The sequence below is a fragment of the Candidatus Devosia phytovorans genome, from assembly GCA_029202405.1.
Lineage (GTDB): Bacteria > Pseudomonadota > Alphaproteobacteria > Rhizobiales > Devosiaceae > Devosia > Devosia phytovorans.
Map to the genome: position 1 here is coordinate 227479 of CP119312.1, position 24534 is coordinate 252012.

The following is a 24534-nucleotide window of genomic DNA, read 5'->3' on the forward strand; positions in this document are numbered from 1 at the left end:
GGCTGAATCGCCCATGGGGCAAGGGACCGTAGTATCCATGAGTGAAGCGGAACTTGAAGACGGGCTGAATGCCGCCAATGCGCGCTTCGAGCGCGCGATGATGCGGCTCGACCAGAGCGTCAAGAACCTCAATACCCGGCTGCGGCAGCACAACCGCATCGAGGTGGATACGCAGCGCTTGGTGCATGAGCGCTCGCGCCTTGCCACCGAGCTCGACAAGACCGCAGCCCGCGCCAAGCGGCTCGATGACAGCGCGCATGACGTGTCGCGCCGGCTGGTCGAGGCGATGGAAACCGTGCGCGAAGTTTTGGCCAAGGCGGAGTAGCGCAGTGCCCGAAGTCAATGTCGAGATCAATGGCCGCAAGTATCGCATGGCCTGCGAAGAGGGCCAGCAGGGTCACCTGATCGGGTTGGCGGAGCGGTTCAACACCCATGTCGAGGCCCTCAAGGGCGCCGTCGGCGAGATTGGCGACAATCGCCTGACCGTGATGGCCGGCATCGCCGTGGTCGACGAACTGGCCGAGGCCGAACGCCGCATCAAGGCGCTGGAGCAGGACGTACTGGTGCTGACACGGGCCGGCCAGGAAGTGGCGGCGGAAATCGAAACGCTGGAAGCCCAGTTTGCCAGCAGGCTCAGTGATGCCGCGCGGGCGCTGGAAGGCGTCGCCGGAGCGCTGGACGAAGCAGCACCGCTGCCGTTGAGTTAGGCGTCCCGGCTCAGGCTGTCCATGAAGGCCTGCTCGATGTCCATCTGCTCGAGCATTTCGCGGACAATGGTGTCATCGAGCTCGCCATTGTCGCGGGCTGTGACCAGCCGCTGGCGGCGGGCTTCGAGCAGGATCTTGCCCAGCGCCATGGCCCTTTCTGCGTCGAACCCCTGGATTTGCTCGGACTTCTCCTCCTGGCCGATACGCTTGGCCATGACGGCGGCGAGGCGCTGCGACGCGGGATCCGGATTGGCGCTGGAATAAGCGGCGAGGGCCTCGTTGCTGGCGGCCTGGATCAGCTTTTCCGCATTGTCATGCTCACGCTTGACGAAAAGCGGATGGTCGGAATCCTCCAGTTTCAGCTTCGCTATCAGCCAGGGCAGGCTAAGCCCCTGGATCAGCAGGGTTGCGATGGTGACGAGGAAGGCGAGAGCCAGGATGGCTTCGCGGCCGGGGAAGGGCTCTCCGGAGGCCGTCACGAAGGGCGTACCGGCAGCGGCGGCCAAGGTCACCACGCCGCGCATGCCGGTCCAGGCCAGAACAGTGTTTTCGCGCCAGCTCAGGGGCGGCTGGGGCGGCTGCGCCTTGTGCCTGCTGTTGCGGAAACGGGGTGACTGTTCGAAAGCGGGCCATCGCTCGCTGATGCGGCGGTAGCGCCAGCGGCCGATCAGGGCTGTTGCGAAGATCCAGGCAAAGCGGATGGCGACGCTGGCGATGAAGATGGCGGCGGTGGCCATGGCAAGATCGGTCAGCTCGAAACCGGCCTCGCCGGCATCGGTGATGACGAAGCGGAGCTGCAGGCCGATATAGGCGAAGATGAAGGTCTCGAGCAGCGTGTCGACGGTGCGCCAGAAGCTTTGCTCCTGCATGCGCTCTTCGTAGCCTGCCTGAACGCCATGATGACCCATGGTGAAGCCCGCCATGACCACGGCCAGCACGCCCGAGGCATGCAGTTCCTCGGCGGCAAGGTAGGCGGCGAAAGGGATGATTACCGAGAGGGCGGTCGAGAGTGCCGGGCTGGCCAGGCGGTGGCGCGCCCATTGCGCCAGATTGCCGATGACGAGACCGACCAGCACCCCGACGGCTGCCGCATAGAGGAAGTAGAGCGGGATGCTGTCGATAAAGGCGTGAGTGCCGGAGGCGGTGGCGACGAGCACGGCGAACATGGTCAGCGCCGCCGCGTCATTGATCAGGCTTTCGCCCTTGAGCACGGTCATCAGCCGGCGCGGCAAGCCGGCCTTGCGACCGATGGTAATGGCGGTGACGGCATCGGGCGGCGCGATGACGACACCCAGGATGAGCGCGGTCAGCGGCAACAATACAGGCAGGACGGCGGTGGCGGTGCTGCCGATCACCAGAGCCGTGGCAAAGACCAGAAAGACGCCAAGATTGACGATGGTGCCCATGCGCCGGCTGAATTCGGCAAAGGAAAAGTCTCGCGCGGCCGAGAACAAAAGGGGCGGCAGGACGAGGGTCAGGATGACCTCGGGTTCAAGCTCCAGTCGCGGCAGACCGGGGATGAAGGAGGCTATCAGCCCGATGATGGCCACCAGCAGCGCCGGCAGCACATTGCGCCTTTCCGCAAAGGCGGTGATGGCGATGGCAACAACCATGACGATGAGGATGTGGGCAAACATCGGGAGCCTCCGGGGCGCCTAGATAGTGAGTAGCGAGCGCGCTGTCTGCAAGCTTAATTCTTGGCAATGTTTGCCATAAGGTCTTAGATTGGATGAGCCAAGGAGAACCATGATGGCCACGATGAATGTTTCCCTGCCCGACCAGATGAAGCAGTGGATCGAAGACCAGGTCGCCACCGGCCGTTACGGCAATAGCAGCGACTATGTGCGGGACCTGGTGCGACGGGACCAGGAGCGGGCGGGGGCGCAGCAGAAACTACAGGACATGGTGGATCAGGCGCTGGCGAGCGGAATTGTCGAGAGCAGCAGAGAAGAGCTGATCGAACGTGTCATGTCTCGCGCGGAAGCTGCCATTGAAGCGCGAAAATCGGCTTAGGCGATGGTGTGGCGGGTTGTCGATGATGCCGCGGTGGATTTGCAGCACATTGCCGAAGACGGCATCCTCAACTTTGGCGAAAGTCACGCTCGCAGATACACGGTCAAGCTTGTGGACATGTTTGATACGCTTGCGGCCCTGCCCTATATGGCTTCGCCCAAGCAGGCGGCCCAACGCGAGGTCCGCCTCATGCCGTGCGGTGCGCACAATATCGTCTACGTCATAGAGAACGAGGACGTCATCATCCTGCGGGTTCTGCACGGGCTGCAGGATTGGTTCGATCTGCTTTAACTCACCCTTTGCATCCCGATTCAAAGCGCCTATATCTCAATCGCTGCCCGGCGCGTGAGGATACCAATATCCCCGGGGCCTTAATCGATTCTGAGGGAGCTGTCCCTGACCGGACCCGTGGGTTCGGACATACGGCGCCCACCTACGTAAGTAGGTTCCCGGGATCGCTTATCCCACGGCCAGGGTGGCCCTAATTTTGAGAGCAAGCGGCGCGTATGACGGACGAGGTGATCGAGGAGGCCAAGGCGGCCCTGCGCATCAAGGCCCGCGCGGCCCGTGCCTCGCTCGATCACGAAACGCGCGCCGAAGCCGCCATTGCCGCCGCCGGACATTTTTTCGATGGCGTTGGACTTCAGCCAGGCGACGTGGTCGCTGCCTATTGGCGCATTCGCGACGAGCTCGATTGTCAGCCCATCCTGGTAAGGTTGATGGACAGCGACCAGCCCGTGGTGCTGCCGGTGGTCATGGGCCAGGACGAGCCGCTCGACCTGCGCATCTGGGAGCCGGGTGCCTCGCTTTACGAATCCGGTTTCGGCACGCTGGCGCCATCCGAACTTGCCCCACGTGCCGAGCCTGATGTCGTCATCATGCCGCTGCTCGGCTTCGACAACACTGGCACGCGCCTTGGCTATGGCGGCGGCTATTATGACAGGACACTTGCCCATATGACGAAACGACCCCTTCTCGTGGGCCTGGCCTTCGCGGTCCAGGAACTGGACAGCATTCCCCGCGAGAGCCATGACGTGCCGCTCGATGCCGTGGTCACCGAAGCCGGTGTCCGTCATTTCGGCGCTGCCGCATGAGGCTGTTGTTTCTGGGCGATGTGATGGGCCGGGCTGGCCGTGATGCCGTGGCCGAGCGCCTGCCGGGGATCATCGAGCGCTATAAGTTCGATTTCGTCGTGGTCAATGGCGAGAATGCCAGCCATGGCAAGGGCCTGACCGAGGCGCATTTCAATGCGCTGCGCAATGCCGGCGCCGATATCGTGACGCTGGGCGATCACGCTTTCGACCAGCGCGAGGCGCTGAGCTATATCGAGCGCGAAACCACGCTGATCCGGCCGATCAACATGCCGCCCGGTACACCAGGCCGTGGCGCCATGTTCGTGGAAAGCCGCAAGGGTCACCGGGTATTGGTGATCAACGCGCAGGGTCGCGTGTTCATGCCGCCGATCGATGACCCGTTCCGCGCGGTGGAAGCTGCTGTGGCCGCTTGCCCGCTGGGCGAACAGGCCGATGCGATCATCGTCGATTTCCACACCGAGGCGACCTCGGAGATCCAGGCCATGGGCGTGTTTCTCGATGGCAAGGTGACGCTGGTGGTGGGCACGCATACCCATATCCCCACCTCGGATCACCGCGTGCTGCGCGGGGGCACGGCGCTGATGGCCGATGCTGGCATGTGCGGGGATTTCGATTCCATCATCGGCACCGAGAGCGACGAGCCGCTCAACCGTTTTCTCACGGGCATTCCCAATGGCCGCTTCACGCCGGCCGAGGGGGAGGCGACGCTGTGTGGCGTGGCGGTCGAAACAGATCCGCGCACGGGCCTTGCCGTCAAGGTGCTGCCCCTGCGGATCGGCGGGAGCCTGTCGCAGGCAGAGCCGATTTTCGACTAGACTTGCCTTGGGAGACCGCCATGCGCCGCTTCGCCGTGATGATGCTGCTTTCGCTCAGTCTTTTGGTGTCCGCGACGGCACAGGAAAAACTGTCCCTTGCCGTGGCTGAAGCCGAGGCCAGTCGGGATGCCACGGGAATGCCCGTGGTGAATGTGGTGCTGGATGACGAGGGTCGGCAGGCGCTGGCTGAATTTACCTCAGAGCATGTCGGCAAGGTCATCGAGATCCTGGTCAATGACACTGTCGTGGTCGCGCCACGGATCATGGACCCGATCGTGGGCGGCACTTTCGTGATCTCGGGCAGCTTTTCGAACAGCGAGCTCGATGCGCTGGCCGAAGTGATCGGTACAGCGAGTGCGCCGCTCTTCGTTCGGGTGCAGGCCGATGGCAAGAGCAAATAGGCCGTTACGGCGCGGCTTCACATTTCCACCACGCCTGCCTATATAGCGCCACCAATTCCAGTATTCCGATATGAGGGGAGTGACCGATGGCCGGCCATTCACATGCCAAGAACATCATGCACCGCAAAGGCAAGTCCGATGCGGTGCGCTCCAAGATTTTTTCCAAGCTGGCGCGAGAAATCACCGTTGCTGCCAAGCTGGGCATGCCTGATCCGGCTTTCAACGCGCGACTACGCCTTGCCGTGGTCAATGCCCGCTCGCAGTCCATGCCCAAGGACAATATCGATCGCGCCATCAAGAAGGCGATCGGTTCGGACGGCGAGAACTATGATGAAATCCGCTACGAGGGCTATGGCCCCGGTGGCGTTGCCGTCATCGTCGAAACACTGACCGACAATCGCAATCGCACAGCGTCAAACGTCCGCTCGTACTTTTCGAAGAGCGGCGGCGCGATGGGCGAAACCAATTCAGTCGGCTTCATGTTCGACAAGGTCGGCGAGATCACCTATCCGGCCAAGGCCGGCAGCGAAGACAAGGTGATGGAAGCCGCCATCGAAGCGGGTGCCGACGACGTCGAGAGCGACGAGGAAGGCCACTACATCACCACGACTTTCGAGGCGATGGTGGAAGTTGCAGCCGCGCTTGAAAAGGTGCTGGGCGAGGCTGAATCGGTCAAGGCCGTGTGGAAGCCGCAGACCAATACGCCGATCGACGCCGACAAGGGCGCATCGCTGATGAAGCTGATCGCGACGCTGGAAGAAGACGATGACGTGCAGAACGTCTATTCGAACTTCGAGATGAGTGACGAAGACGCGGCCAAGCTCGAAGCCTGAGCCGTTTTCACGAGATAAGGTCTCTAGGGCGGTGCCACGGCGCCGCCCTTTTTCATGCGCTGCGCTTGAGGGCGATCATCGGGTGGTCGTTGAGATGGGCCATGGTGACGCGGTTGCGGCCGCTCTTTTTGGCGCCGTAGAGCCGCTGGTCGGCAATCCGGAACAGTTCGGAAAAGCTGGCCGGGCGGTCAAACACCACTGCGCCGACACTGACGGAAAGCGGACGCTGCTCGCCGGTTGGCATGAAGCGGGCCTGGTTGACGGCGCGGCGAATGCGCTCGGCAATCAGCTCGGCCGATCGCTGGTCGACTTCGGGCAGGTAGACGCCGAATTCCTCGCCGCCCATGCGGCCGACAAGGTCGCCCGAGCGCAGCGTGGCGCGGATGGCGCGGGCGATGATGGTCAGGGCTTCGTCGCCGGCGTCATGGCCATAGACGTCGTTGATCGACTTGAAGTTGTCGGCATCGATCATCAGCAATGCGCCGCGATTGCGCCGCGACAGCATGGTGCCCACCTTGGCGGTGAAGGCGCCGCGGTTAAGGCAGGCCGTCAGACTGTCAGTGCGGGCGACAAGGCCGAGGCGCAGGTTTGACCGTGTCAGGCCCCGCATGCGCAGGCCGGTGTAGATGAAGAAGGGCACGGCCAGGATGATCGGCAAAATGGTGGCGGCGACAAGGGCGCGCTGCAGCGCCTGGCCACCGAGGTCGATGAACAGGGCTGTGTTGAAGGCCAGGCACACGATGAGGCAAGTGACCGTGCCGAACAATGTCCATAGTCCGACGCCGGACCAGTTTTGCAGGGCTGTCGAGTTCTTGCTTGGCATCATGGGCTCATACTCTCTTGGGCGGCTAAAAGGGCTTTGGCGCGGGCGCTGAAAGCGGTGGTTGGGTGGAAGGAAGAGCGTCGATCGCTGCCGGTCAGGCAGCTTGCATCAGAGCAACGCGGCCGCGACCGGTGTCCTTCGCCTGGTAGAGGTGCAGATCCGCGATGCGGTAGAGGTCGGGGAGCAGGGCGCGACCGGCATAGGTCGCCCCGCCGATGCTGACCGACAGCGGGCAGGGCTTGCCGCCCGGCAGAAAGGAGATGGCGCCGACCGCGCCGCGTATTCTCTCGGCAAGCGCATCGACCGTCGCGCGGTCAGCATTGCCCAGGAATACGCCGAACTCCTCGCCGCCCAGCCGACAGACCAGATCGTTCGGGCGAACGGCTTGCCGGATGGCGTCGGCGATCAGGCGGATGGCTTCATCGCCGCTCTGGTGGCCGAAGCGATCGTTGACGCTCTTGAATTCGTCCGCATCCACGATCAGCAAAGCGCCAGCGGATTGCCTGTCCGGATTGGCTTCAAGCGCCTCTGTCACAGCTCCGATGAAGGCGCGGCGATTGAGACAGGTGGTCAGGTGATCGGTGCTCGCCATGATCGCGAGCTGGCCATTGGCCTGTTGCAACTGCTCGTGCTTGATCATGAAGGCCAAAATCATCGGGCCGCCGAGGACCGGTGGCATGACGATCGAGGCGACCAGGCCAGGCACATTGATGCCAGCCGAAAAGGTCTCCATGAGCAGATTTGTCAGGATGATCGACAAGACCACCGACACAGCCAATAGTGCTCCCGTGACGCGACTAATGCGACGCCAGGCTTGCCTGGGGAGGACCCCGCCAAGTTCTTTCATATTCGACACCTGCATTCCCGGTTTCGAAGCTAGGGTGGCGGCCATAAAGAACCCATTGCCAGCAAACAGAAAATTTTACCGATCGTCCGGTTATCCACTGGCGGTGTTTCGCATTTGTTCACATTGTGCTTGGTAGGCTGGCCGCCGTTGAATAAGGATTGGCGCATGAATGCATCCGTGCGAATCATCGGCATCGACCCCGGCCTGCGCCGTTGTGGCTGGGGCGTCATTGAGAGCCAGGGCAACCGGCTGAGTTATGTGGCGAGCGGTACGGTAACGCCGCCAGTCGATCTGTCGCTGGCCGAACGGCTGTCACTGTTGTTCACAGCCCTGGGCGATGTGCTCGATCGTTTCGTGCCCCATGAGGCGGCAGTGGAAGAGACGTTCGTCAATGCCGGAGTGCGCTCGGCGCTGATCCTGGGCCAGGCGCGTGGCGTGGCGCTGCTCACGCCGGCGGCGCGCGGCCTTCCGGTGGCGGAATATGCCGCCAATCTCGTGAAAAAATCCGTGGTCGGGACCGGCCATGCAGAAAAGGGGCAGGTGGCATTGATGGTCAAGACCCTGATGCCGGCCGCCGACTTCAAGGGGCCCGATGCGGCCGATGCCCTGGCGATTGCGATATGCCATGCACATCACCGTGTGGCCAGCCAGCGCTTGAGGGCCCTGGCATGATCGGCAAGCTCAAGGGTCTGGTAGACAGTTTCGGCGACGATTTCGTGCTGATCGACTGCGGGGGCGTCTGCTACGAGGCCTTCTGTTCCAGCCGCACGCTGCAGACCCTGCCGCGCGTCGGCGAGGCAGCGGTGGTCTTCATCGAAACAATCGTGCGCGAGGATATGATCCGCCTCTATGGCTTTGCCAGCGAGAGCGAAAAGGGTTGGTTCAACCTACTGCTAACCGTGCAGGGGGTTGGCGCGCGCGTCGCGCTGGCCATCCTCTCGGCGCTGGCGCCGGCGGAAATCTCCAGCGCCATCGCGCTGCAGGACAAGGCGATGATCGGTCGGGCCAACGGCGTCGGCCCCAAGCTTGCCGTGCGCCTGCTCACCGAACTCAAGGGCAAGGTACCGTCTGGTCCGGGGATCGATTCCGGCACGCTGGGCCTGCAGGCAGCTCTGAGCGAAGGCGTGGCACCGAGCGCGATTGCCGATGCGGTCTCGGCGCTCACCAATCTCGGCTATTCCAGCGCCCAGGCCTCTGCGGCGCTGGCCCGGATCGTGGCGCGTGAGGGCGAAGGCGTGCCAACGGAGAAGCTGATCCGGCTGGGGCTGCGGGAATTGAGCCAGTAGAATTCCTTGCGTACCTTTGTTTTCCTTACTATCTTTGCTTGGTAAGGAATTGGATGATTGTCATGGCCAGTGCAACGATGACCAGCAAGGGGCAGATGACCTTGCCCAAGGATGTCCGTGACGAGCTTGGACTCAAGCCGGGCGATAAGGTGGACATCGTCAAGCAAGGCGGGGTCTACACTCTGAGGCCTCGCAATGTGCGCGCCACGGAGCTTTACGGCATGCTGCATAGGCCGGACGACAAGGCGATGACGCCTAAGGAGGAAGACGAGGCATTCGCAGCTGCATTGGCGGAAGACGAAGAGCGGATCCGTGCTGGGCGTTGATACCAATCTTCTCGTGCGTTTCATCACCCGGGACGATGAAGCTCAGGCGACATTGGCCCATGAAATTATCACCAGGGATAGCAACCAGCCCATACGTGTCACTCTGATCGTCTTGATTGAGCTTGTCTGGGTGTTGCGCAAGGTCAAGCGGTGGCCCTCGCATGATGTCTTTGAAGTCTGCCGCCGTTTGCTGCAAAGCAATGACTTCTCCGTGGAACAGTCGCCACTGATCGAGCAGGCTATCGCCGAAGCGGTAGAAGCAGAGTGTGATCTAGCCGACGCACTGATCTCGCTGATGAACGCGAAGGCGGGCTGTGTAACGACGGTGACCTTTGACCAAGATGCACAAAAGCTGGCAGGTATGACGCCAGCGGAGACCTACCTTTGACCGATCTGACCTCTCCCGAAGCCGGCCGTGACGACAGTCTCGATGTCTCTCTGCGCCCGTCCGGCTTTTCCGAATTTGTCGGGCAGGCGGCGGCGCGGGCGAACCTCGAAGTCTTCATCAAGGCGGCCAAGCAGCGCGGGGCGGCGCTCGACCATGTGCTGTTCGTCGGGCCGCCGGGCCTGGGCAAGACCACATTGGCGCAGATCATCTCGCGCGAGCTGGGGGTCGGGTTCCGGGCCACGTCCGGCCCGGTGATCGCCAAGGCGGGGGACCTTGCGGCACTGCTGACCAATCTCGAAGAGCGCGACGTGCTGTTCATCGACGAGATCCACCGGCTCAATCCAGCGATCGAGGAAGTGCTCTATCCGGCGATGGAGGATTTCCAGCTCGATCTGATCATCGGCGAAGGCCCCGCGGCGCGTTCGGTGCGGATCGACCTGGCCAAATTCACCCTGGTCGGGGCGACGACGCGCGCTGGCCTGCTGACCACGCCGCTGCGCGATCGCTTCGGCATTCCGGTGCGGCTCAATTTCTATACGCCCGAGGAACTGGTTCTGATCGTGCAGCGCGGCGCGCGCCTGCTTGGCATGCCGATGGCGCCCGATGGCGCGATGGAGATCGCGCGGCGCTCGCGCGGCACGCCGCGTATTGCCGGCCGGCTGTTGCGCCGGGTAACCGATTTTGCGCTGGTGGACGGCGCGAAAGAGATCAACCGGACGATTGCCGACAAGGCGCTGTTGCGGCTCGATGTTGATGCGCGCGGGCTCGACCAGCTCGATCGGCGCTATCTGACGACCATTGCCGATTTCTACAATGGCGGGCCGGTCGGCATCGAGACCATTGCTGCGGCACTGAGCGAACCGCGCGATGCGCTGGAGGAAATCGTCGAGCCCTACCTGATCCAGCAGGGCTTCATCCAGCGCACGCCGCGCGGGCGCATGCTGACCGGTGCCGCCTTCCAGCATCTGGGGCGTGGCGTGCCGCAGGGCTTTGTCGGCACACAGCAAAGCCTGTTCGAGGAGTCGAGCGATGAGTGAACGGGTCGTGCTGAGTTTTCCGGTCGGCGGCACGCGGTTCAATTATCGCGTTGCTGGGGCTGCCATTCGCGACGGCCATGTTCTGGTCTGCCGCGAGGACGAGGACGATTACTGCATGCTGCCCGGTGGGCGCGTGGAAATGGGCGAACCGAGCGATGTGGCGCTGGTGCGCGAGATGGCCGAGGAACTGGTCATGCCCGTTGCGGTGGGCGATCTGCTGTTCACCTCCGAAAGCTTCTACGGCCGCGAGGGTGACCGCTATCACGAACTCGGTTTCATCTATGCGATCGAACTGCCTGAAGACGTCCGGCCCGGCGGGTTGCAGCCTTTCCTCGTGCGCGAGGATGAGGGGCATGTGCTGCAGTTTTCCTGGCTGCCGCTCGAAGGCGATGCGCTGAGCAAGGCGCGCCTGCTGCCGCCCTGGTTGCCCGAGCGGTTACGCGGCCTTGCCAACACACCGGCCCATGTCATTTTCCGCGAAGCAACGCCGTGACGGTCGTTACGCGATATGCCCCGGCGCTGCCGAATTGGCCGGGTGACCTCAAGCTACGGGTCGCCGTGCTCAGCGATTTCCACGGCTGCTGGCCCTTCATGAATGCAGGGATGATCCACCGCATCGGCGAGCAGGCGATGGCGCTCGAGCCGGACATCATCCTGCTGCTGGGCGATTTCGTCGGCGGTCCGCGCTTCAGCCGCGAGTTGACGCGGGCCGAACTGGTTGACGCTTTCGCCGGGTTTGCTGCGCCGCTGGGCGTCCATGCGGTGATGGGCAATCATGATTACGATCACTACACCCGTGAGCAGGTTCTGGCCGGCGAGGTGGTGGCTATTGACGCATTGCGCGAAGCGGGCGTCGAGGTCCATGTCAATCGCAGTCAGCGCATCGCGCATGGCGGCAAGGCGTTCTGGCTGGCAGGGCTGGGCGACCAGCGTGCCTTTCACCGGCGCGGCATGCCCTATGAAATGCCCGGCCTGGGGATCGAAGACCTCGATGGCACGCTGGCGCAGGTCACCGACGATGCGCCAATCCTGCTGATGGCGCATGAGCCCGACATCTTTCCAAAGGTCCCGAACCGGGTGGCGCTGACCCTTTCGGGTCATACCCATGGCGGGCAGATCAAGCTGTTCGGCCGCACACCCGTCGTCCCCTCGCTATACGGCAGCCGCTATGTCTATGGGCATGTGGTGGAAGAGGGCCGGCACCTGATCGTTTCGTCGGGCCTGGGCTATTCGGGCTGGCCGGTGCGCTTTGCCACCAGCCAGGAAATCGTGCTGCTCGAGCTGGGAGGTGCAGCGTGACCCGGCACAGCTTTCCCGTCCGGATCTATTACGAAGACACCGATTTTTCCGGCAATGTCTATCATGCGGCCTATCTCAAATTCTTCGAGCGTGGCCGCACGGAATTTTTGCGCGACGAGGGCATCCATCACTCAGAACTGGCGGCAGAGGGCATTGCCTTTGCCGTGCGCTCGATGGAGATTTCCTTCGATGGCGCCGCCCATATCGATGATCTGCTGACGGTGATCACCGAGGTTGACGCGATCACCGGCGCGCGGCTGACGCTCGACCAGACTATATTGCGCGGCGAAGTGGTGCTGACGCGGGCGAAAGTCATGGTGGTGGCCATCAAGACCTCGGGCGGCGCGGCGCGCATGCCCCGGCTCATCATCGAGCGCTTTGGCAAGTCGGCATAAATCGCCCGCACAAGTGTGATCGATGCAATAGCGCGCCGACTCCTTTTGTTAACCAGTCCTTGACCATAATTGAGGCAAAGCGAACACGTGTCCGTCAGGCAGCCCGCACAGGGCCGGTTTGCCGGGCATTTCTCTTAATTTTGACAGATTTCGATCCCATCGCCTGAGCATGGGTCGGGTGCAGGAACCGGGCCGAAAAGGATTCACTACATGGAAGCCATGGATGCTGCAGTGGCAGCCGCCCCTCATGCCGACTTGTCCATCTGGGGCCTGTTCTGGGCCGCAGACTGGATCGTCAAGTCCGTCATGCTGGGCCTGGTTGCAGCTTCGGTCTGGTGCTGGGCCATCATCATCGACAAGTCGATCACCTATCGCCGCATGACGAGCGAAATGAACAAGTTCGAGCGGACCTTTTGGTCCGGTCAGTCGCTGGAAGAACTCTATCAGCAGCAGGCCGAAAAGCCCTCCGGCGGGCTGGGTGCGGTGTTCGTCGCCGCCATGAAGGAATGGAAGCGCAGCCACGAGCAGAACGCAGCCAGCTTTGTCGGCATGCAGCAGCGTCTCGACAAGGTGCTCGATGTGGCGATTGCGCGCGAAAGCGACGTGCTGGAAAAGCGCCTCGGGTTCCTGGCGACCGTCGGTTCGGCTGGCCCGTTCATCGGTCTTTTCGGTACGGTCTGGGGCATCATGAATGCCTTTACCGCCATTGCCGCCTCTTCCAACACCAGCCTTGCCGTCGTGGCCGGCCCGATCGCCGAGGCGCTGTTCGCCACGGCTATTGGCCTCGTCGCCGCTATCCCGGCGGTTATCGCCTATAACAAGCTCAGTGCCGATGCCGGCAAGCTGACCGGGCGCCTCGAAGGCTTTGCCGACGAGTTCTCGACCATCCTCAGCCGCCAGCTCGAAGCGCGGAAGCACTAAGATGGGAATGGGTGTATCCAGCGGTGGTGGCGGGGGCGGCGGACGCCGTCGTCGTGGCCGCAAGAAAGCGGTGATGAGCGAGATCAACATCACGCCAATGGTCGACGTCATGCTGGTGCTGCTGATCATCTTCATGGTGGCCGCGCCGATGATGACCGCCGGCGTGCCGCTCGACCTGCCGAGCTCGGCCGCTGCCGCGCTGCCCAATCAGGCCGATCCGATCACCGTGGGCGTGACGCCCGAGGGTGCCGTCTTCATCGACAATGATCCCGTGGCGGAAAACCAGCTCATTGCCGAGCTCACTGCCCGTGGCGTCAACGGTGCCGAGGACCGCATCTTCCTGCGCGGCGATACCAGCGCCAACTATGGCGCGGTGATGCGCGTTATGGGTCTTCTCTCCGCCGGAGGCTTTTCCAAGATCGGCCTCATAACGCAGCCCGAGCAGTAGTCCAGTCCGATGCGTGTTGGCGTAACCGTCTCGATTGCGGCCCATATCGCGGTTCTGTGCATCGGCCTCATCAACCTGGGGTTTGCCGAGCCGCTGACGCCTGCCGTCGAGGCGATCTCGGTCGATCTGGTGCCGATCGAGGAATATTCCAACATTCGTGCCGGTCAGCTCGACAGCGAAATCGTCGAGACCAATACACCCTCCATCGTCGAGGACGACCAGCCCGCCGAGATCGCCCAGCCAACGGGCAATACCGAAGAAGACCAGCCGACCCCGTCGCCGGCCGATATCCCGACACCGGCGCCGGTGACCAATACCGCGCCGGCCCCCGAGTCCGTGCCCGAGCCGCAGCCGGAACCCGAGCCCGAACCGGCTCCCGAACCGACGCCTGCGCCCGAACCTGCCCCGGCTCCAGAACCCACGCCGCCCCCGCCCACCCCGACGCCGCAGCCGCCCGTGCCGCAGACCCGCCCGCAGCCGGCGCCGACGCCAACCCCCACGCCGACGCCAGAGCCGGCTCCCGAGCCTGTGCCCGAACCCACGCCCGAGCCGACCCCGGAGCCCACGCCGCCCGAGCCGACGCCAGAACCGGCTGAGCCGACCGTGGCTGCGCCCACACCGGCGTCACGCCCGAGCAACCTTGCGCAGCTGCGTCAGCAGTTCGCGGCGGCCGAGGCCGAGCGCCGTCGTCGCGAGGAAGAAGAGCGCCAGCGCCAGGCCGCCGCCCAACAGCAGCAGCAACAGCCGCCCACGCCGACGCAGACCAATCGTCCGCAGCCGACGCCGCAGATCGATGCTTCGCTGGCCGACGATATTTCGGCGATCATCAACACCGATCGCACCACCGGTGGCACGACGGGGCAGGGCGGTACGCCGACGCTGGGCGATACCACCGGCACGTCGGCGCGGCTCAGCCAGTCGGCGATCGATGGGCTCGTGGCGAGGATCAAGACCTGCTGGAACCTGCTGCCCAGCGACATCAACAGCGGTCTCAATGTCACGCTGCGCGTGACGATGAACCAGGATCGCTCGGTCGCCAACTCGCAGATCATCTCGGCCGACTCTTCGCCGGCGGGTGGCGCCATTGCCCGTGCCGCGCAGCGTGCGGTCGCCCAGTGCGGTCCCTATGAAATGCTGTCGGCGGACGCCTATGACGAGTGGCGGACCATCGAAGTGGAACTGCGTCCATGATGGTGTGGAACCGACTGGCCGCTATCTCTTTGTCGCAATGGCGGGGGGCAATCGCAAAATGCCCGCAATCGCTTTGCAAAGCTGACCTTGAATTGTCACGCCCGGTGCGCAGAATGCGGCTGGCGTTGCGTATGGAGACGTAAAATGACCCTGATCACAAGGCGCAATGCGCTCAAGCTCGGCCTTGCCGGCGGGGCAATGCTGGCCGGCTCGTCCCTCGCGATGGCGCAGCTGCGCATCGTCGTCGAAGGCGCCAATTTCCAGCCGCTGCCGATCGCCATTCCCGATTTTGCCTCGTCCGACCCGACTTTCGGGCGCGAGATTGCCGATATCGTGCGCAACAACCTGCGCCGTTCGGGCCTGTTCCTGCCGCTCGAGCCGGCCTCGCTGCCGGTGCAGGTGGGCGACGTCAACAATACGCCCGACTTCAACATCTGGCGCACCGCCAATGTCGATGGCGTGGTGATGGGTGCGGTGGAGCGCGGCGGCACGATCTCCGCATCGGTCCGCGTCTGGGATACGCAGCAGGCGGCCCAGGTGGTCGGCTCGAGCTACAATACCGATCCGAGCTCGTCCCGCCGCATCGCCCATATCATTTCCGACGCCATCTATGCGGCGCTGAGCGGTGGCACGGGCTATTTCGACACCCGCGTCATCTACACGGCCGAAAGCGGCCCCAAGGCCAACCGCGTCCGTCGTCTCGCCATCATGGACCAGGACGGCGCCAATGCGCAGTATCTGACTGATGGCTCGACGATGGCGCTGACGCCGCGCTTTTCGCCCAATGGCGACATGGTCACCTATATGAATTTCGCCGAAGGCAATCCGCAGGTCTACCTGCTGCAGCTCTCGACCGGCCGCCAGCAGCGGCTGGCCAATGTCGGCGCCATGACCTTTGCGCCGCGCTTTTCGCCCGATGGCGGCACGGTGGCCTTTTCGGTGGAACAGGCCGGCGCGACCAATATCTATTCGGTTGGCACCGGTGGCGGCCAGCCGACGCAGCTGACCTCGGGCGCAGCCATCGATACCGGCCCGTCCTATTCGCCCGACGGCAGCCGGATCATTTTCGAAAGCGATCGTGGCGGCTCGCCGCAGATTTACATGATGGGTGCTTCGGGTGGCAATGCGCAGCGCATCAGCTTCGGCCAGGGCAGCTATTCGACCCCGGTCTGGGCACCGACAGGCGATCTCATCGCCTTCACCCGCCAGTCGGGCGGCCAGTTCAACATCGGCGTCATGAGCCCCGACGGCAGCAATGAGCGCATGCTCTACACCAGCTTCCACGCCGAGGGCCCGACCTGGGCACCCAATGGCCGCGTCATCATGTTCTTCCAGGATCCGGGCGGCAATGACGGCCCCAAACTGATGAGCGTCGATATCTGGGGCCGGAACCTGCTCACCATCCCCACCGAGAGCTATGCTTCCGACCCGGCGTGGTCGGGCCTGCGTTCGTAAGCATCCTTGAACCCCATCGTCGGCAAGACGGTGGGGTTCGTGTTTGAGGGTCTTGAAGGTCCGCTGCCAGTAACCTTAACGCGATCACGATTGGCGCTGTGGCGCAATTGCATCAGGGCGAAAAAGCCCGGAATCCCGCCATATTGGCGCCCGAATAGGACAAGATTAACCATAGCGGAAAACCCGGCCTTAAGACTAAGCGCGGTAAATGCCCTGCTTAAGATTGTCGCCTTCTCAGGAGCTAACCGTGGTGAACACCGCACACATCAACACCGCATTGCGCTCTGCCGCCATGCTGCTTTTCGTACTGGTCATCGCAGCCTGTGCGCGTAACCCCAATGACAATGTCGGCCTCACCGGCGTGGGCAATGTCGGTCCGGGCGGTGGCGCTCCGGGCAGCCAGCAGGAATTCCTGGTTTCGGTCGGAGACCGCGTGTTCTTCGAAACCGATTCCAGCTCGCTGACCGCTGAAGCTTCGGCCACGCTGGACAAGCAGGCTGCCTGGCTCAACCAGTATCAGAACTACCGTATCATGATCGAAGGCCATGCCGACGAGCGCGGTACCCGCGAATACAATATCGCCTTGGGCGCCCGTCGCGCCTCGATCGTGGTCAACTACCTCGTTTCCAAGGGCGTCAACCAGCAGCGCATCACGTCGCAGTCCTTCGGCAAGGAACGCCCGGTTGCGATCTGTAATGATATTTCCTGCTGGTCACAGAACCGCCGTGCGGTTACTGTGGTGCAGTAATCCAAAACCGGTCCTTCGGGGCCGAAGCGATCCAGTGCAAACTGGAGGCAAGAGCGCCTGGAGCCATTATTTGGCCCGGGCGCTTTCTTTTTGACCAAATTGGCCTTTATCCGCAGCGTCATCGGCACCATGTTGGGACGATTGTCATGCGCGCATCGGAGGCGTTGGTTTTGAAGTTATCGTCATTTCTGCGAGGGGGAAAAGTTGCGCTCTGCGCAGTTGCCGTTGCTCTCGGGATCACCGTTCCGGGCATGGCTGCCCAAAACCCCATGCCGCCTGCCGAGCTGGGCGGCCTGACCTATACCAATGCAGAGCCCATTCGCGTGCATGTCGCCCAGGCTGGCGACAGCGCACAGCTGCTGGTGCGCATCCAGCAGCTCGAGGAGCAGCTGCGTTCGCAGAACGGGCAGATCGAAGGCCTGACCTTCCAGCTGACGCAGATGCAGGAAATCCTCAACCGCATGCAGGAAGACAATGAATTCCGCTTCCAGGCGCTGGAAGGTGGTGCTGGGGGAAAAACTGATGCGGCAACCCAACCGGGCGGCGTGACGCAGCCCGAGGCGTTGCCGCAGGACCAAACCGCACGGCCCGAAATTGCCCCGATGACCGAAATTCCGGAACAGGGCGTGCAGCCACTGCCCGGCGAGATCGAATTCGATCCGACCTATGATGACGGTTCGGCGCCCATGGATGACGTGGGCAATTCCAGCGATCCCTTGGTGGGAACGGGCGCGACCGGTGGCGTTGACCTCACGACGGGCCAGCCGCTCAACCTCAGCTATGATCCGGCGGCCTCGGCCGAGGGCCGTGGCGACGAGGATGCCCAGTTCACGGCCGGCTACGAGGCCATGGCGTCGGGCGATTATGAATTTGCCGAAGAGCAGTTCGGCCAGTTTCTCGATCTTTATCCCGACAGCCCGCGGGCCGCAGACGCCGCCAATTTCCTCGGTGACGCCTTGTTGCAGCGGCAGGCCTATAACGAGGCGGCAGATGTGCTGCTCGAAGCCTATCAGAAGGATCCGCAGGGCGCGCGTGCAGCCGAACTGCTGGTCAAGCTCGGGGCGTCCATGTCGGGCGCCGGCGAACGGGATGTGGCCTGCCGGACCTTTGCCCAGGTGGATGCCAGTTATCCGAGCCTGGCAGAAGATGTCGCCGGACGCCTCGCGGCCGAAAAGACCCGGGCGCAGTGCCCGCCGGCATGACGCCGGGCCTGGTAACGCCAGAGGAGCTCGAGGCTCTTTTTGCGGCGGTGGCGGATCAACCCGCCATCGCCCTGGCCGTTTCGGGCGGCGCTGACAGTCTGGCGCTGATGCTGCTGGCACAGCGCTGGGCGGCGAACCGGGCCAACCCACCAAAAATCACCGTCTATTCTGTCGATCACGGGTTGCGGCCTGAAGCCGCTGCCGAGGTCCTCATGGTGCTGGAGAGCGCCACAGCGCTTGGATTGGCTGCCCGTGACCTCGCCTGGACTGGCACAAAGCCGCGCAGCGGTCTGCAGGAGGCAGCGCGGCTGACGCGCTACCGGCTGATGGGGGCGGCGATGGCCGAAGATGGCGCCGCGGTGCTGCTCACCGCGCATCATCGGCAGGACCAGGCCGAGACGGTGCTGATGCGCATGGCGCATGGCAGCGGCATCGAGGGTCTCAAGGGCATGGCAGCCATGGCCGAGGTCGAGGGCGTGCGCGTGCATCGGCCGCTGCTCGGTGCCGATCCTGCCGTGTTGCGCGACATGGTGCTGGCAGCCGGGCTGGTGCCGGCGGAGGATCCCTCAAACATTGATCCGTACTACGAGCGCGTGCGCTGGCGCCAGGCCATGCCGCAACTGTCGGCGTTGGGGCTCGATGCTGCGGCGCTATCGGTCTTTGCCGAACGCATGGCCGAGGCCGACGCGGCGATTGCGCAGATGGCCGATGGCTGTTTTGCCGAGATCGTACGTCTCGATGGTTTTGGCGCGGCGCGGATCGAGCTGGCGCCCTTCATCGGTCTCAGCCCGGCCATTTCGACGCGGCTCCTGGGGCGCGTGCTCAACATCGTCGGCGGCCGGCAGAAGCCGCGCGCGCTTGGGCAGGTCGAGCGCCTGCGCCAGTCGATCGCTTCGGATGCGCTGGCCAAGTCGACCACGGTGCTGGGCTGTGTCGTCCGGCTCAAGGATGGCGCCATTGCCGTGGCGCGTGAGCCGGGCAGGGCGCTGCCACAGGACGAGATCCTCCTGCCCCATGGCACGCTGGTCTGGGACGAGCGCTTCCGCATCGTCAATGGCTCGGACGAGACGGGCCTCACCGCCTCGGTGGCCGACTATTTACCGCGCCATCGCCTGGAAGAGTTTTTGGGCTTCAAGGTCACTGCTCCGGCCGAAGCCATCCGCACCGCGCCCATTGTGCGCGATGCGCAGGGCGGCGTGCTGTCATTGGGCGGCTGGTCGTTCGACGACCGGATCACGGTGCAATTGTTGATCGACTGACTGCGAGCCCGCGCGAGCCATCCTGCGTGCCGCTCCCTCTCCCGAAAACGGGAGAGCAAGCACCGCTAGACATCCGTCTTGTGGCTCATGTCCTGCATGCCAACAGTTTTATTCCTTCCCCGTCAGTCCCTTACGACCAAATCCAAAAATAGTTTTCCTATACCCCTGCAGCCGGCCGCATAATTCACCCATTCCCGTCATTCACGCGGCCCCGACGCAGGGCCGGATGGGAAGGCTGGAGATGGGGGCGCCCATTTGGCCGGGCAGAAAGTCGGCGACCGGACTTGCAACAATAGTCTCGGTCGAGTTCCGGACCCGGTGAGGAAACTCCAGACCGTGATGGGCGGCCCTTGGGCCGTACTTTACTAGTAGTTCTTGGCTCGAAGGCCGCCCATTACCCGTGTAACCGCGACGCCAATTGGCCGAACGGCGAATTGGCACGCCCAGGGGGACCGCCTGTATTTCGGATTGACGACCCGGGGTCAGGTGGTCCTGAGGCGCGGCACAGGCCTGCGACAGTCTGGAACCAATCCCCGCGCACCGCGTATTAACCCAATCGCGACATTATGACTGGACGAGAGGTGCAAACGACAGCAGGTCGTGCCCTTGTAACGCCCCAATGCCGGACATACATTCGGCCATCGCGCCGCGCATGATTGCGCTGCATTCACTGGACAGGATTGATGAACGGCAACTTCCGCAACTTCGCCATCTGGCTCGTCATACTCTTCATGCTGATGGGCCTGTTCCAGGTCTTCCAGTCGTCGACGCGTTCTATTTCGGTCTCCGACAAGAGCTACAGCCAGTTCGTGTCCGATGTGGATGCCGGCAGCGTCACCAGCGTGACCTTCGTCAACAATGTCGTGTCCGGTGTGATGCGCGATGGTACGCGCTTCGAAACGACGCTTCCCGAAGGCGCCAATGACGTGTTGCCGCGCCTCGAGAGCAAGAATGTCTCGATCACGGCGCAGGCGCCCGAATCGAGCCCGTTCTGGTCGATCCTGCTCAGCTCCTGGCTGCCCTTCATCGTCATCATCGGCGTGTGGTTCTTCTTCATACGGCAGATGCAGGGCGGTGGCCGCGGCGGCGCCATGGGCTTTGGCAAGTCGCGCGCCAAGCTGCTGACCGAAACCCATGGCAAGGTGACATTCGAAGACGTCGCCGGCGTGGACGAAGCCAAGCAGGACCTCGAGGAAATCGTCGAATTTCTGCGCGATCCCGGCAAGTTCCAGCGCCTGGGCGGTCGTATCCCGCGTGGCGTGCTGCTCGTCGGCCCTCCGGGTACCGGTAAGACGCTGCTGGCCCGTTCGGTTGCCGGCGAAGCCAATGTGCCTTTCTTCACCATTTCGGGTTCGGACTTTGTCGAAATGTTCGTCGGTGTTGGTGCATCGCGCGTTCGCGATATGTTCGAACAGGCCAAGAAGAACGCACCCTGCATCATCTTCATCGACGAAATCGACGCCGTCGGTCGCCAGCGCGGCGCCGGTCTTGGTGGCGGTAACGACGAACGCGAACAGACCCTCAACCAGCTGCTGGTCGAGATGGATGGCTTCGAGGCCAATGAAGGCATCATTCTGATCGCCGCGACCAACCGTCCCGACGTTCTCGATCCTGCTCTGTTGCGTCCCGGCCGTTTCGACCGTCAGGTCGTCGTGCCGAACCCCGACGTCTCGGGCCGCGAGAAGGTTCTCAAGGTTCACGTCCGTAAGGTGCCGCTGGCGCCAGACGTGGATCTCAAGGTCCTGGCCCGCGGTACCCCCGGCTTCTCCGGTGCTGACCTGATGAACCTCGTCAACGAGGCGGCTCTGATGGCCGCGCGCAAGAACAAGCGCTTCGTCACGCATCAGGAATTCGAAGACGCCAAGGACAAGATCATGATGGGCGCCGAGCGCCGCACCATGGCCATGTCGCAGGACGAAAAGAAGCTGACCGCCTATCACGAAGCTGGCCACGCCATCATCGCGCTCAAGGTTGCCGGCATCGACCCGATCCACAAGGCAACGATCATTCCGCGCGGCCGTGCGCTGGGCATGGTGATGACACTGCCCGAGAGCGACACCTATTCCTTCTCCCGCGAAAAGGCGCTGGCCCGTCTCACCATGCTGTTCGGCGGCCGCGAGGCCGAGATCATCAAGTTCGGTCCGGAAAAGGTGACGAGCGGTGCCTCGGGCGACATCCAGATGGCGACCAGCCTGGCGCGCTCGATGGTGATGGAATGGGGCATGAGCGAAAAGCTCGGCCGCGTGCGCTACAAGTCGAACGACCAGGAAGTCTTCCTCGGCCATTCGGTGACGCAGTCCCAGCACATGTCCGACGATACGGCCAAGATCATCGATCAGGAAGTGCGCAAGCTGATCGAGGATGGCGAGACATCCGCCAAGGATATTCTCACTACCTATCACGACCAGTGGGAAGCCATTGCCCAGGCGCTGCTCGAGTTCGAGACGCTGACCGGCGACGAACTCCGCGCCCTGATGGATGGCCAGCAGCCGACTCGCCCCGACGACTCGGGCCCGTCGACCAAGGCCACTGGTGTTCCTTCGGCCGGCAAGTCGGGCAAGAAGCGCCCCGACGCGCCGCCGGAGCCCGGCCTGGAACCGCAGCCAAACAGCTGACACTGATCAAGAATTGGGGGCCGCCGCGAGGCGGCCCTTTTGCGTTGTGGCGAATTCCGCTATGGGGCGCAGAAGTGGTATTATCCAGCGCGACCAGCGCTGCTGGCTCAGTTGAGGGGACAGGACCAAATGGTACGCAAGTATTTCGGCACGGATGGCATTCGCGGCCTCGCCAACGGCCCCAAGCTGACGCCCGAACTGGCGCTCAAAGTGGGCATGGCCGCCGGGCACAAGTTCGTGCGGGGCGACCATCGCAATCGCGTCGTCATCGGCAAGGATACGCGCCGTTCCGGCTATATGATCGAAAGCGCCCTGGCGGCCGGTTTTACCGCCGTCGGTATGGATGTCTACTTCCTGGGCCCCATGCCCACGCCGGCTGTCGCCATGCTGACCCGTTCGCTGCGCGCCGACCTCGGCGTCATGATCTCGGCGTCGCACAATCCCTATGACGACAATGGCATCAAGCTGTTCCGTCCCGACGGCTACAAGCTCAGCGACGAGCTGGAGCTCGAGATCGAAGGCCTGATCGACAGCGACATGACCGCCCGGCTGGCGCATGGCCGCGGCATCGGCCGAGCCTATCGCGACGAAGGCGCCAGCACGCGCTATATCGAATATGCCAAGCGCACGCTGCCGCGGAATACCGATCTGGCCGGATTGCGGGTGGTGCTCGATTGCGCCAATGGCGCCGCCTACAAGGTAGCGCCGACGGCCCTCTGGGAGTTGGGTGCCGAGGTGTTCACCATCGGCGACAAGCCGGACGGTTTCAATATCAATGACAAGGTCGGCTCCACCGCGCCCGAGGCCGTTTCTGCCAAGGTCAAGGAAGTGCGCGCCGATATCGGCATTGCGCTCGATGGCGATGCGGACCGCGTCATCATTATCGATGAAAAGGGCGAAGTGGTTGACGGCGACCAGTTCATGGCCGTGATCGCACAAAGCTGGCTGGAGCGCGAAATGCTGCTTGGCGGCGGTATCGTCGCGACGGTCATGTCCAACCTGGGGTTGGAACGCTATCTCTCCTCGCTCGGCCTGACGCTCGAGCGCACGCAGGTGGGCGACCGCTATGTGCTCGAAGCCATGCGCAACAAGGGCTTCAATGTCGGCGGCGAGCAGTCCGGCCACATCATCCTCTCCGATTTCACCACGACAGGCGACGGCCTGGTCGCCGCGCTGCAGTTGCTCGCTGTGCTCAAGGAAGAAGATCGCAGCGTCTCGGAAATCTGCTCGCGCTTCACCAAGGTGCCGCAGCTGCTGCGCAGCGTGAAGTTCAAGGCTGGCAAGCCGCTCGAGGACAAGCACGTCAAGCAGGCGATTGCCGATGGCGAAGCCCTGCTGGGCACGGGCGGACGCCTGGTCGTTCGCGCCTCGGGCACCGAGCCGGTCATTCGCGTCATGGGCGAGGCGGATGATGCCGGGCTGGTGTCGACCGTAGTCGGTCAGATCGAGGCGGCGATCCGCGACGTTGCGTAAGCACGGGTGTCGGCAAGTAATAACTTGCTAACCATCTGTATTTACTTTCTGTTTACTCGATCGCGTTTGTTAGGGTTAAGTGGGTTTTAAGGAAAATCGTCGATATTGAGGCCAACCGACCAATGTCGTGGCAACCTCAAGGACGTTTTTCATGCGCAAGTTTATTGCAGCAATCATGGTGGCAGGAGCCACGCTGGTCGCCGGATCGGCCGTCGCCGCCGATTTCCCCTACTATCCGCCCGTCATCGAAATCCCGGACGTGGATTACGGTGTGCAGAGTTCCTTCTACCTGCGCGGCAGTGCCGCCGGTAACGCCCTCTGGGCGAAGGAAGCCAATGCGTACGAATGCGTGACTTGCACCACGCTTGGCGAACCCGGCACAGTCCTGACGCAGTTCCCCTTCGAAACCTGGGGCTATGGCTACAGCGTCGGCGCCGGCTTCGGCTACGAAACCGGAACCGGCCTGCGTTTCGACGCCACGATCGACTATGTCGACAACGATGGCCTCAGCGTCATCAAGGGCCCAGAATTCGGCACCCGTGCCGGTGAATACACAGCCCGCCTGCGGACAGGCCTGGCTCTGGCCAACGCCTATTACGACTTCTCCTTCGGCGACTATGGCTACGGCGCTGCTGGCGGTGCCTTCGGCTATGTCGGTGCGGGTGCGGGTATCGCTCACAACCGCTTCGACATCACCTCGCCTGCGACCAGCACGAGCCCTGCCGATTCCGGCAGCAACACCAGCCCGGCACTGGCCGCCATGGTTGGCGTCGGCTACGACTTCGGCTCCGTGGTTGCCGATATCGGCTACCGCGGCGTTTACATCGCCCAGATCGGCAATGGCCTGGATGCCCCGCTGGACATCTACACCAACAACAACTGGCTACACGAAATCCGCACCTCGCTGCGCTACCGCTTCAACTAAGCGCCAGCCAAATCGCATCTCCAATCGGCGTCC

Annotated in this window: 29 protein-coding genes and 1 other RNA gene; 27 read left to right on the forward strand and 3 right to left on the reverse strand. The window is 63.1% G+C overall.

Features of this window, described 5'->3' with window-relative positions; all coding sequences use genetic code 11:
• Nucleotides 1-37 precede the first annotated feature (37 nt).
• Both P0Y65_01125 and P0Y65_01130 read left to right on the forward strand, forming a co-directional pair.
• Complete coding sequence (locus P0Y65_01125) at nt 38-325, forward strand: DUF4164 family protein (protein WEK04888.1); 288 nt, start codon at nt 38-40, stop codon at nt 323-325.
• The gene (locus P0Y65_01130) at nt 258-707 is read left to right on the forward strand and encodes a cell division protein ZapA (protein ID WEK04889.1); all 450 of its coding nucleotides are present in this window, start codon (nt 258-260) and stop codon (nt 705-707) included. Before P0Y65_01125 ends, P0Y65_01130 begins: the two co-directional genes overlap by 68 nt.
• Here the strand turns inward: P0Y65_01130 and P0Y65_01135 are convergent.
• Complete coding sequence (locus P0Y65_01135) at nt 704-2344, reverse strand: sodium:proton antiporter (protein WEK04890.1); 1641 nt, start codon at nt 2342-2344, stop codon at nt 704-706. The genes P0Y65_01130 and P0Y65_01135 overlap by 4 nt on opposite strands.
• Nucleotides 2345-2456: 112 nt before the next feature.
• Between P0Y65_01135 and P0Y65_01140 the strand changes: the two genes are divergently transcribed.
• The 7 genes from P0Y65_01140 to P0Y65_01170 all read left to right on the forward strand — a co-directional run bounded on the left by P0Y65_01140 (nt 2457) and on the right by P0Y65_01170 (nt 5863).
• Nucleotides 2457-2720 carry a type II toxin-antitoxin system ParD family antitoxin gene (locus P0Y65_01140; GenBank protein ID WEK04891.1) on the forward strand — a complete coding sequence of 88 codons (264 nt, stop codon included), beginning with the start codon at nt 2457-2459 and terminating at the stop codon, nt 2718-2720.
• 3 nt (nt 2721-2723) lie between these two features.
• A complete protein-coding gene (locus P0Y65_01145; protein ID WEK04892.1) occupies nt 2724-3011 on the forward strand; it encodes a type II toxin-antitoxin system RelE/ParE family toxin in 288 nt (95 codons plus the stop codon).
• A gap of 37 nt (nt 3012-3048) precedes the next feature.
• Nucleotides 3049-3206: non-coding RNA, 6S RNA (gene ssrS / locus P0Y65_01150), on the forward strand.
• 20 nt (nt 3207-3226) lie between these two features.
• Entirely contained in the window at nt 3227-3814 is a 588-nt protein-coding gene (locus tag P0Y65_01155; protein ID WEK04893.1) for a 5-formyltetrahydrofolate cyclo-ligase, read from the forward strand.
• Nucleotides 3811-4629, forward strand: a complete 819-nt coding sequence (locus P0Y65_01160; protein WEK04894.1) for a TIGR00282 family metallophosphoesterase — start codon at nt 3811-3813, stop codon at nt 4627-4629. The genes P0Y65_01155 and P0Y65_01160 overlap by 4 nt, the downstream gene beginning before the upstream one ends.
• Before the next feature lie 20 nt (nt 4630-4649).
• Nucleotides 4650-5030, forward strand: a complete 381-nt coding sequence (locus P0Y65_01165; GenBank protein WEK04895.1) for a hypothetical protein — start codon at nt 4650-4652, stop codon at nt 5028-5030.
• Nucleotides 5031-5116: 86 nt separating this feature from the next.
• Complete coding sequence (locus P0Y65_01170; GenBank protein WEK04896.1) at nt 5117-5863, forward strand: YebC/PmpR family DNA-binding transcriptional regulator; 747 nt, start codon at nt 5117-5119, stop codon at nt 5861-5863.
• A gap of 52 nt (nt 5864-5915) precedes the next feature.
• Here the strand turns inward: P0Y65_01170 and P0Y65_01175 are convergent, their stop codons facing one another.
• On the reverse strand, nt 5916-6689 hold the full coding sequence (locus P0Y65_01175; GenBank protein ID WEK04897.1) for a GGDEF domain-containing protein: 774 nt from the start codon (nt 6687-6689) through the stop codon (nt 5916-5918).
• Between the two features lie 91 nt (nt 6690-6780).
• Nucleotides 6781-7578: a GGDEF domain-containing protein gene (locus P0Y65_01180; protein WEK04898.1), complete on the reverse strand. Its 798-nt coding sequence runs from the start codon at nt 7576-7578 to the stop codon at nt 6781-6783.
• 120 nt (nt 7579-7698) lie between these two features.
• Between P0Y65_01180 and ruvC the strand changes: the two genes are divergently transcribed.
• The 18 genes from ruvC to P0Y65_01270 all read left to right on the forward strand — a co-directional run bounded on the left by ruvC (nt 7699) and on the right by P0Y65_01270 (nt 24501).
• Nucleotides 7699-8205 (forward strand): crossover junction endodeoxyribonuclease RuvC, encoded by a 507-nt coding sequence (gene ruvC, locus P0Y65_01185; GenBank protein ID WEK04899.1) that lies wholly within the window; start codon nt 7699-7701, stop codon nt 8203-8205.
• The gene (gene ruvA, locus P0Y65_01190; protein WEK04900.1) at nt 8202-8819 is read left to right on the forward strand and encodes a Holliday junction branch migration protein RuvA; all 618 of its coding nucleotides are present in this window, start codon (nt 8202-8204) and stop codon (nt 8817-8819) included. The genes ruvC and ruvA overlap by 4 nt, the downstream gene beginning before the upstream one ends.
• A 62-nt stretch (nt 8820-8881) precedes the next feature.
• Entirely contained in the window at nt 8882-9145 is a 264-nt protein-coding gene (locus P0Y65_01195; GenBank protein WEK04901.1) for an AbrB/MazE/SpoVT family DNA-binding domain-containing protein, read from the forward strand.
• Complete coding sequence (locus P0Y65_01200) at nt 9132-9533, forward strand: type II toxin-antitoxin system VapC family toxin (protein WEK04902.1); 402 nt, start codon at nt 9132-9134, stop codon at nt 9531-9533. Before P0Y65_01195 ends, P0Y65_01200 begins: the two co-directional genes overlap by 14 nt.
• Nucleotides 9530-10570, forward strand: coding sequence for a Holliday junction branch migration DNA helicase RuvB (gene ruvB, locus P0Y65_01205; protein WEK04903.1), 1041 nt, complete (start codon nt 9530-9532; stop codon nt 10568-10570). Before P0Y65_01200 ends, ruvB begins: the two co-directional genes overlap by 4 nt.
• Nucleotides 10563-11063 (forward strand): NUDIX domain-containing protein, encoded by a 501-nt coding sequence (locus P0Y65_01210; protein ID WEK04904.1) that lies wholly within the window; start codon nt 10563-10565, stop codon nt 11061-11063. Before ruvB ends, P0Y65_01210 begins: the two co-directional genes overlap by 8 nt.
• Nucleotides 11060-11869: a metallophosphoesterase gene (locus P0Y65_01215; GenBank protein ID WEK04905.1), complete on the forward strand. Its 810-nt coding sequence runs from the start codon at nt 11060-11062 to the stop codon at nt 11867-11869. Before P0Y65_01210 ends, P0Y65_01215 begins: the two co-directional genes overlap by 4 nt.
• On the forward strand, nt 11866-12264 hold the full coding sequence (locus tag P0Y65_01220; GenBank protein ID WEK04906.1) for a YbgC/FadM family acyl-CoA thioesterase: 399 nt from the start codon (nt 11866-11868) through the stop codon (nt 12262-12264). The genes P0Y65_01215 and P0Y65_01220 overlap by 4 nt, the downstream gene beginning before the upstream one ends.
• Nucleotides 12265-12483: 219 nt before the next feature.
• Nucleotides 12484-13185: a protein TolQ gene (gene tolQ, locus P0Y65_01225; protein ID WEK06696.1), complete on the forward strand. Its 702-nt coding sequence runs from the start codon at nt 12484-12486 to the stop codon at nt 13183-13185.
• Nucleotide 13186: 1 nt separating this feature from the next.
• Nucleotides 13187-13633 carry a biopolymer transporter ExbD gene (locus tag P0Y65_01230; GenBank protein WEK04907.1) on the forward strand — a complete coding sequence of 149 codons (447 nt, stop codon included), beginning with the start codon at nt 13187-13189 and terminating at the stop codon, nt 13631-13633.
• Between the two features lie 9 nt (nt 13634-13642).
• Nucleotides 13643-14824: a hypothetical protein gene (locus tag P0Y65_01235; GenBank protein WEK04908.1), complete on the forward strand. Its 1182-nt coding sequence runs from the start codon at nt 13643-13645 to the stop codon at nt 14822-14824.
• A gap of 144 nt (nt 14825-14968) precedes the next feature.
• Nucleotides 14969-16279: a Tol-Pal system beta propeller repeat protein TolB gene (gene tolB, locus P0Y65_01240; GenBank protein WEK04909.1), complete on the forward strand. Its 1311-nt coding sequence runs from the start codon at nt 14969-14971 to the stop codon at nt 16277-16279.
• Nucleotides 16280-16571: 292 nt separating this feature from the next.
• Nucleotides 16572-17027 (forward strand): peptidoglycan-associated lipoprotein Pal, encoded by a 456-nt coding sequence (pal, locus tag P0Y65_01245; GenBank protein ID WEK06697.1) that lies wholly within the window; start codon nt 16572-16574, stop codon nt 17025-17027.
• Nucleotides 17028-17278: 251 nt separating this feature from the next.
• On the forward strand, nt 17279-18229 hold the full coding sequence (locus P0Y65_01250) for a tetratricopeptide repeat protein (protein WEK04910.1): 951 nt from the start codon (nt 17279-17281) through the stop codon (nt 18227-18229).
• Nucleotides 18226-19488, forward strand: coding sequence for a tRNA lysidine(34) synthetase TilS (gene tilS, locus P0Y65_01255; protein ID WEK04911.1), 1263 nt, complete (start codon nt 18226-18228; stop codon nt 19486-19488). The genes P0Y65_01250 and tilS overlap by 4 nt, the downstream gene beginning before the upstream one ends.
• Before the next feature lie 683 nt (nt 19489-20171).
• Nucleotides 20172-22103 (forward strand): ATP-dependent zinc metalloprotease FtsH, encoded by a 1932-nt coding sequence (gene ftsH, locus P0Y65_01260; protein WEK04912.1) that lies wholly within the window; start codon nt 20172-20174, stop codon nt 22101-22103.
• 129 nt (nt 22104-22232) lie between these two features.
• The gene (gene glmM, locus P0Y65_01265) at nt 22233-23576 is read left to right on the forward strand and encodes a phosphoglucosamine mutase (GenBank protein WEK04913.1); all 1344 of its coding nucleotides are present in this window, start codon (nt 22233-22235) and stop codon (nt 23574-23576) included.
• Between the two features lie 151 nt (nt 23577-23727).
• Nucleotides 23728-24501: a hypothetical protein gene (locus tag P0Y65_01270; GenBank protein WEK04914.1), complete on the forward strand. Its 774-nt coding sequence runs from the start codon at nt 23728-23730 to the stop codon at nt 24499-24501.
• Nucleotides 24502-24534: the final 33 nt, after the last annotated feature.

Bases quoted from the DNA above. Each gene is read 5' to 3' on its own strand.
- P0Y65_01125 (WEK04888.1), top strand. From the start codon at position 38: ATGAGTGAAGCGGAACTTGAAGACGGGCTGAATGCCGCCAATGCGCGC.
- P0Y65_01130 (WEK04889.1), top strand. From the start codon at position 258: ATGACGTGTCGCGCCGGCTGGTCGAGGCGATGGAAACCGTGCGCGAAG.
- P0Y65_01135 (WEK04890.1), bottom strand. From the start codon at position 2,344: ATGTTTGCCCACATCCTCATCGTCATGGTTGTTGCCATCGCCATCACC.
- P0Y65_01140 (WEK04891.1), top strand. From the start codon at position 2,457: ATGGCCACGATGAATGTTTCCCTGCCCGACCAGATGAAGCAGTGGATC.
- P0Y65_01145 (WEK04892.1), top strand. From the start codon at position 2,724: ATGGTGTGGCGGGTTGTCGATGATGCCGCGGTGGATTTGCAGCACATT.
- P0Y65_01155 (WEK04893.1), top strand. From the start codon at position 3,227: ATGACGGACGAGGTGATCGAGGAGGCCAAGGCGGCCCTGCGCATCAAG.
- P0Y65_01160 (WEK04894.1), top strand. From the start codon at position 3,811: ATGAGGCTGTTGTTTCTGGGCGATGTGATGGGCCGGGCTGGCCGTGAT.
- P0Y65_01165 (WEK04895.1), top strand. From the start codon at position 4,650: ATGCGCCGCTTCGCCGTGATGATGCTGCTTTCGCTCAGTCTTTTGGTG.
- P0Y65_01170 (WEK04896.1), top strand. From the start codon at position 5,117: ATGGCCGGCCATTCACATGCCAAGAACATCATGCACCGCAAAGGCAAG.
- P0Y65_01175 (WEK04897.1), bottom strand. From the start codon at position 6,689: ATGATGCCAAGCAAGAACTCGACAGCCCTGCAAAACTGGTCCGGCGTC.
- P0Y65_01180 (WEK04898.1), bottom strand. From the start codon at position 7,578: ATGGCCGCCACCCTAGCTTCGAAACCGGGAATGCAGGTGTCGAATATG.
- ruvC (WEK04899.1), top strand. From the start codon at position 7,699: ATGAATGCATCCGTGCGAATCATCGGCATCGACCCCGGCCTGCGCCGT.
- ruvA (WEK04900.1), top strand. From the start codon at position 8,202: ATGATCGGCAAGCTCAAGGGTCTGGTAGACAGTTTCGGCGACGATTTC.
- P0Y65_01195 (WEK04901.1), top strand. From the start codon at position 8,882: ATGGCCAGTGCAACGATGACCAGCAAGGGGCAGATGACCTTGCCCAAG.
- P0Y65_01210 (WEK04904.1), top strand. From the start codon at position 10,563: ATGAGTGAACGGGTCGTGCTGAGTTTTCCGGTCGGCGGCACGCGGTTC.
- tolQ (WEK06696.1), top strand. From the start codon at position 12,484: ATGGATGCTGCAGTGGCAGCCGCCCCTCATGCCGACTTGTCCATCTGG.
- P0Y65_01230 (WEK04907.1), top strand. From the start codon at position 13,187: ATGGGAATGGGTGTATCCAGCGGTGGTGGCGGGGGCGGCGGACGCCGT.
- P0Y65_01235 (WEK04908.1), top strand. From the start codon at position 13,643: ATGCGTGTTGGCGTAACCGTCTCGATTGCGGCCCATATCGCGGTTCTG.
- tolB (WEK04909.1), top strand. From the start codon at position 14,969: ATGACCCTGATCACAAGGCGCAATGCGCTCAAGCTCGGCCTTGCCGGC.
- pal (WEK06697.1), top strand. From the start codon at position 16,572: ATGCTGCTTTTCGTACTGGTCATCGCAGCCTGTGCGCGTAACCCCAAT.
- P0Y65_01250 (WEK04910.1), top strand. From the start codon at position 17,279: ATGGCTGCCCAAAACCCCATGCCGCCTGCCGAGCTGGGCGGCCTGACC.
- tilS (WEK04911.1), top strand. From the start codon at position 18,226: ATGACGCCGGGCCTGGTAACGCCAGAGGAGCTCGAGGCTCTTTTTGCG.
- ftsH (WEK04912.1), top strand. From the start codon at position 20,172: ATGAACGGCAACTTCCGCAACTTCGCCATCTGGCTCGTCATACTCTTC.
- glmM (WEK04913.1), top strand. From the start codon at position 22,233: ATGGTACGCAAGTATTTCGGCACGGATGGCATTCGCGGCCTCGCCAAC.
- P0Y65_01270 (WEK04914.1), top strand. From the start codon at position 23,728: ATGCGCAAGTTTATTGCAGCAATCATGGTGGCAGGAGCCACGCTGGTC.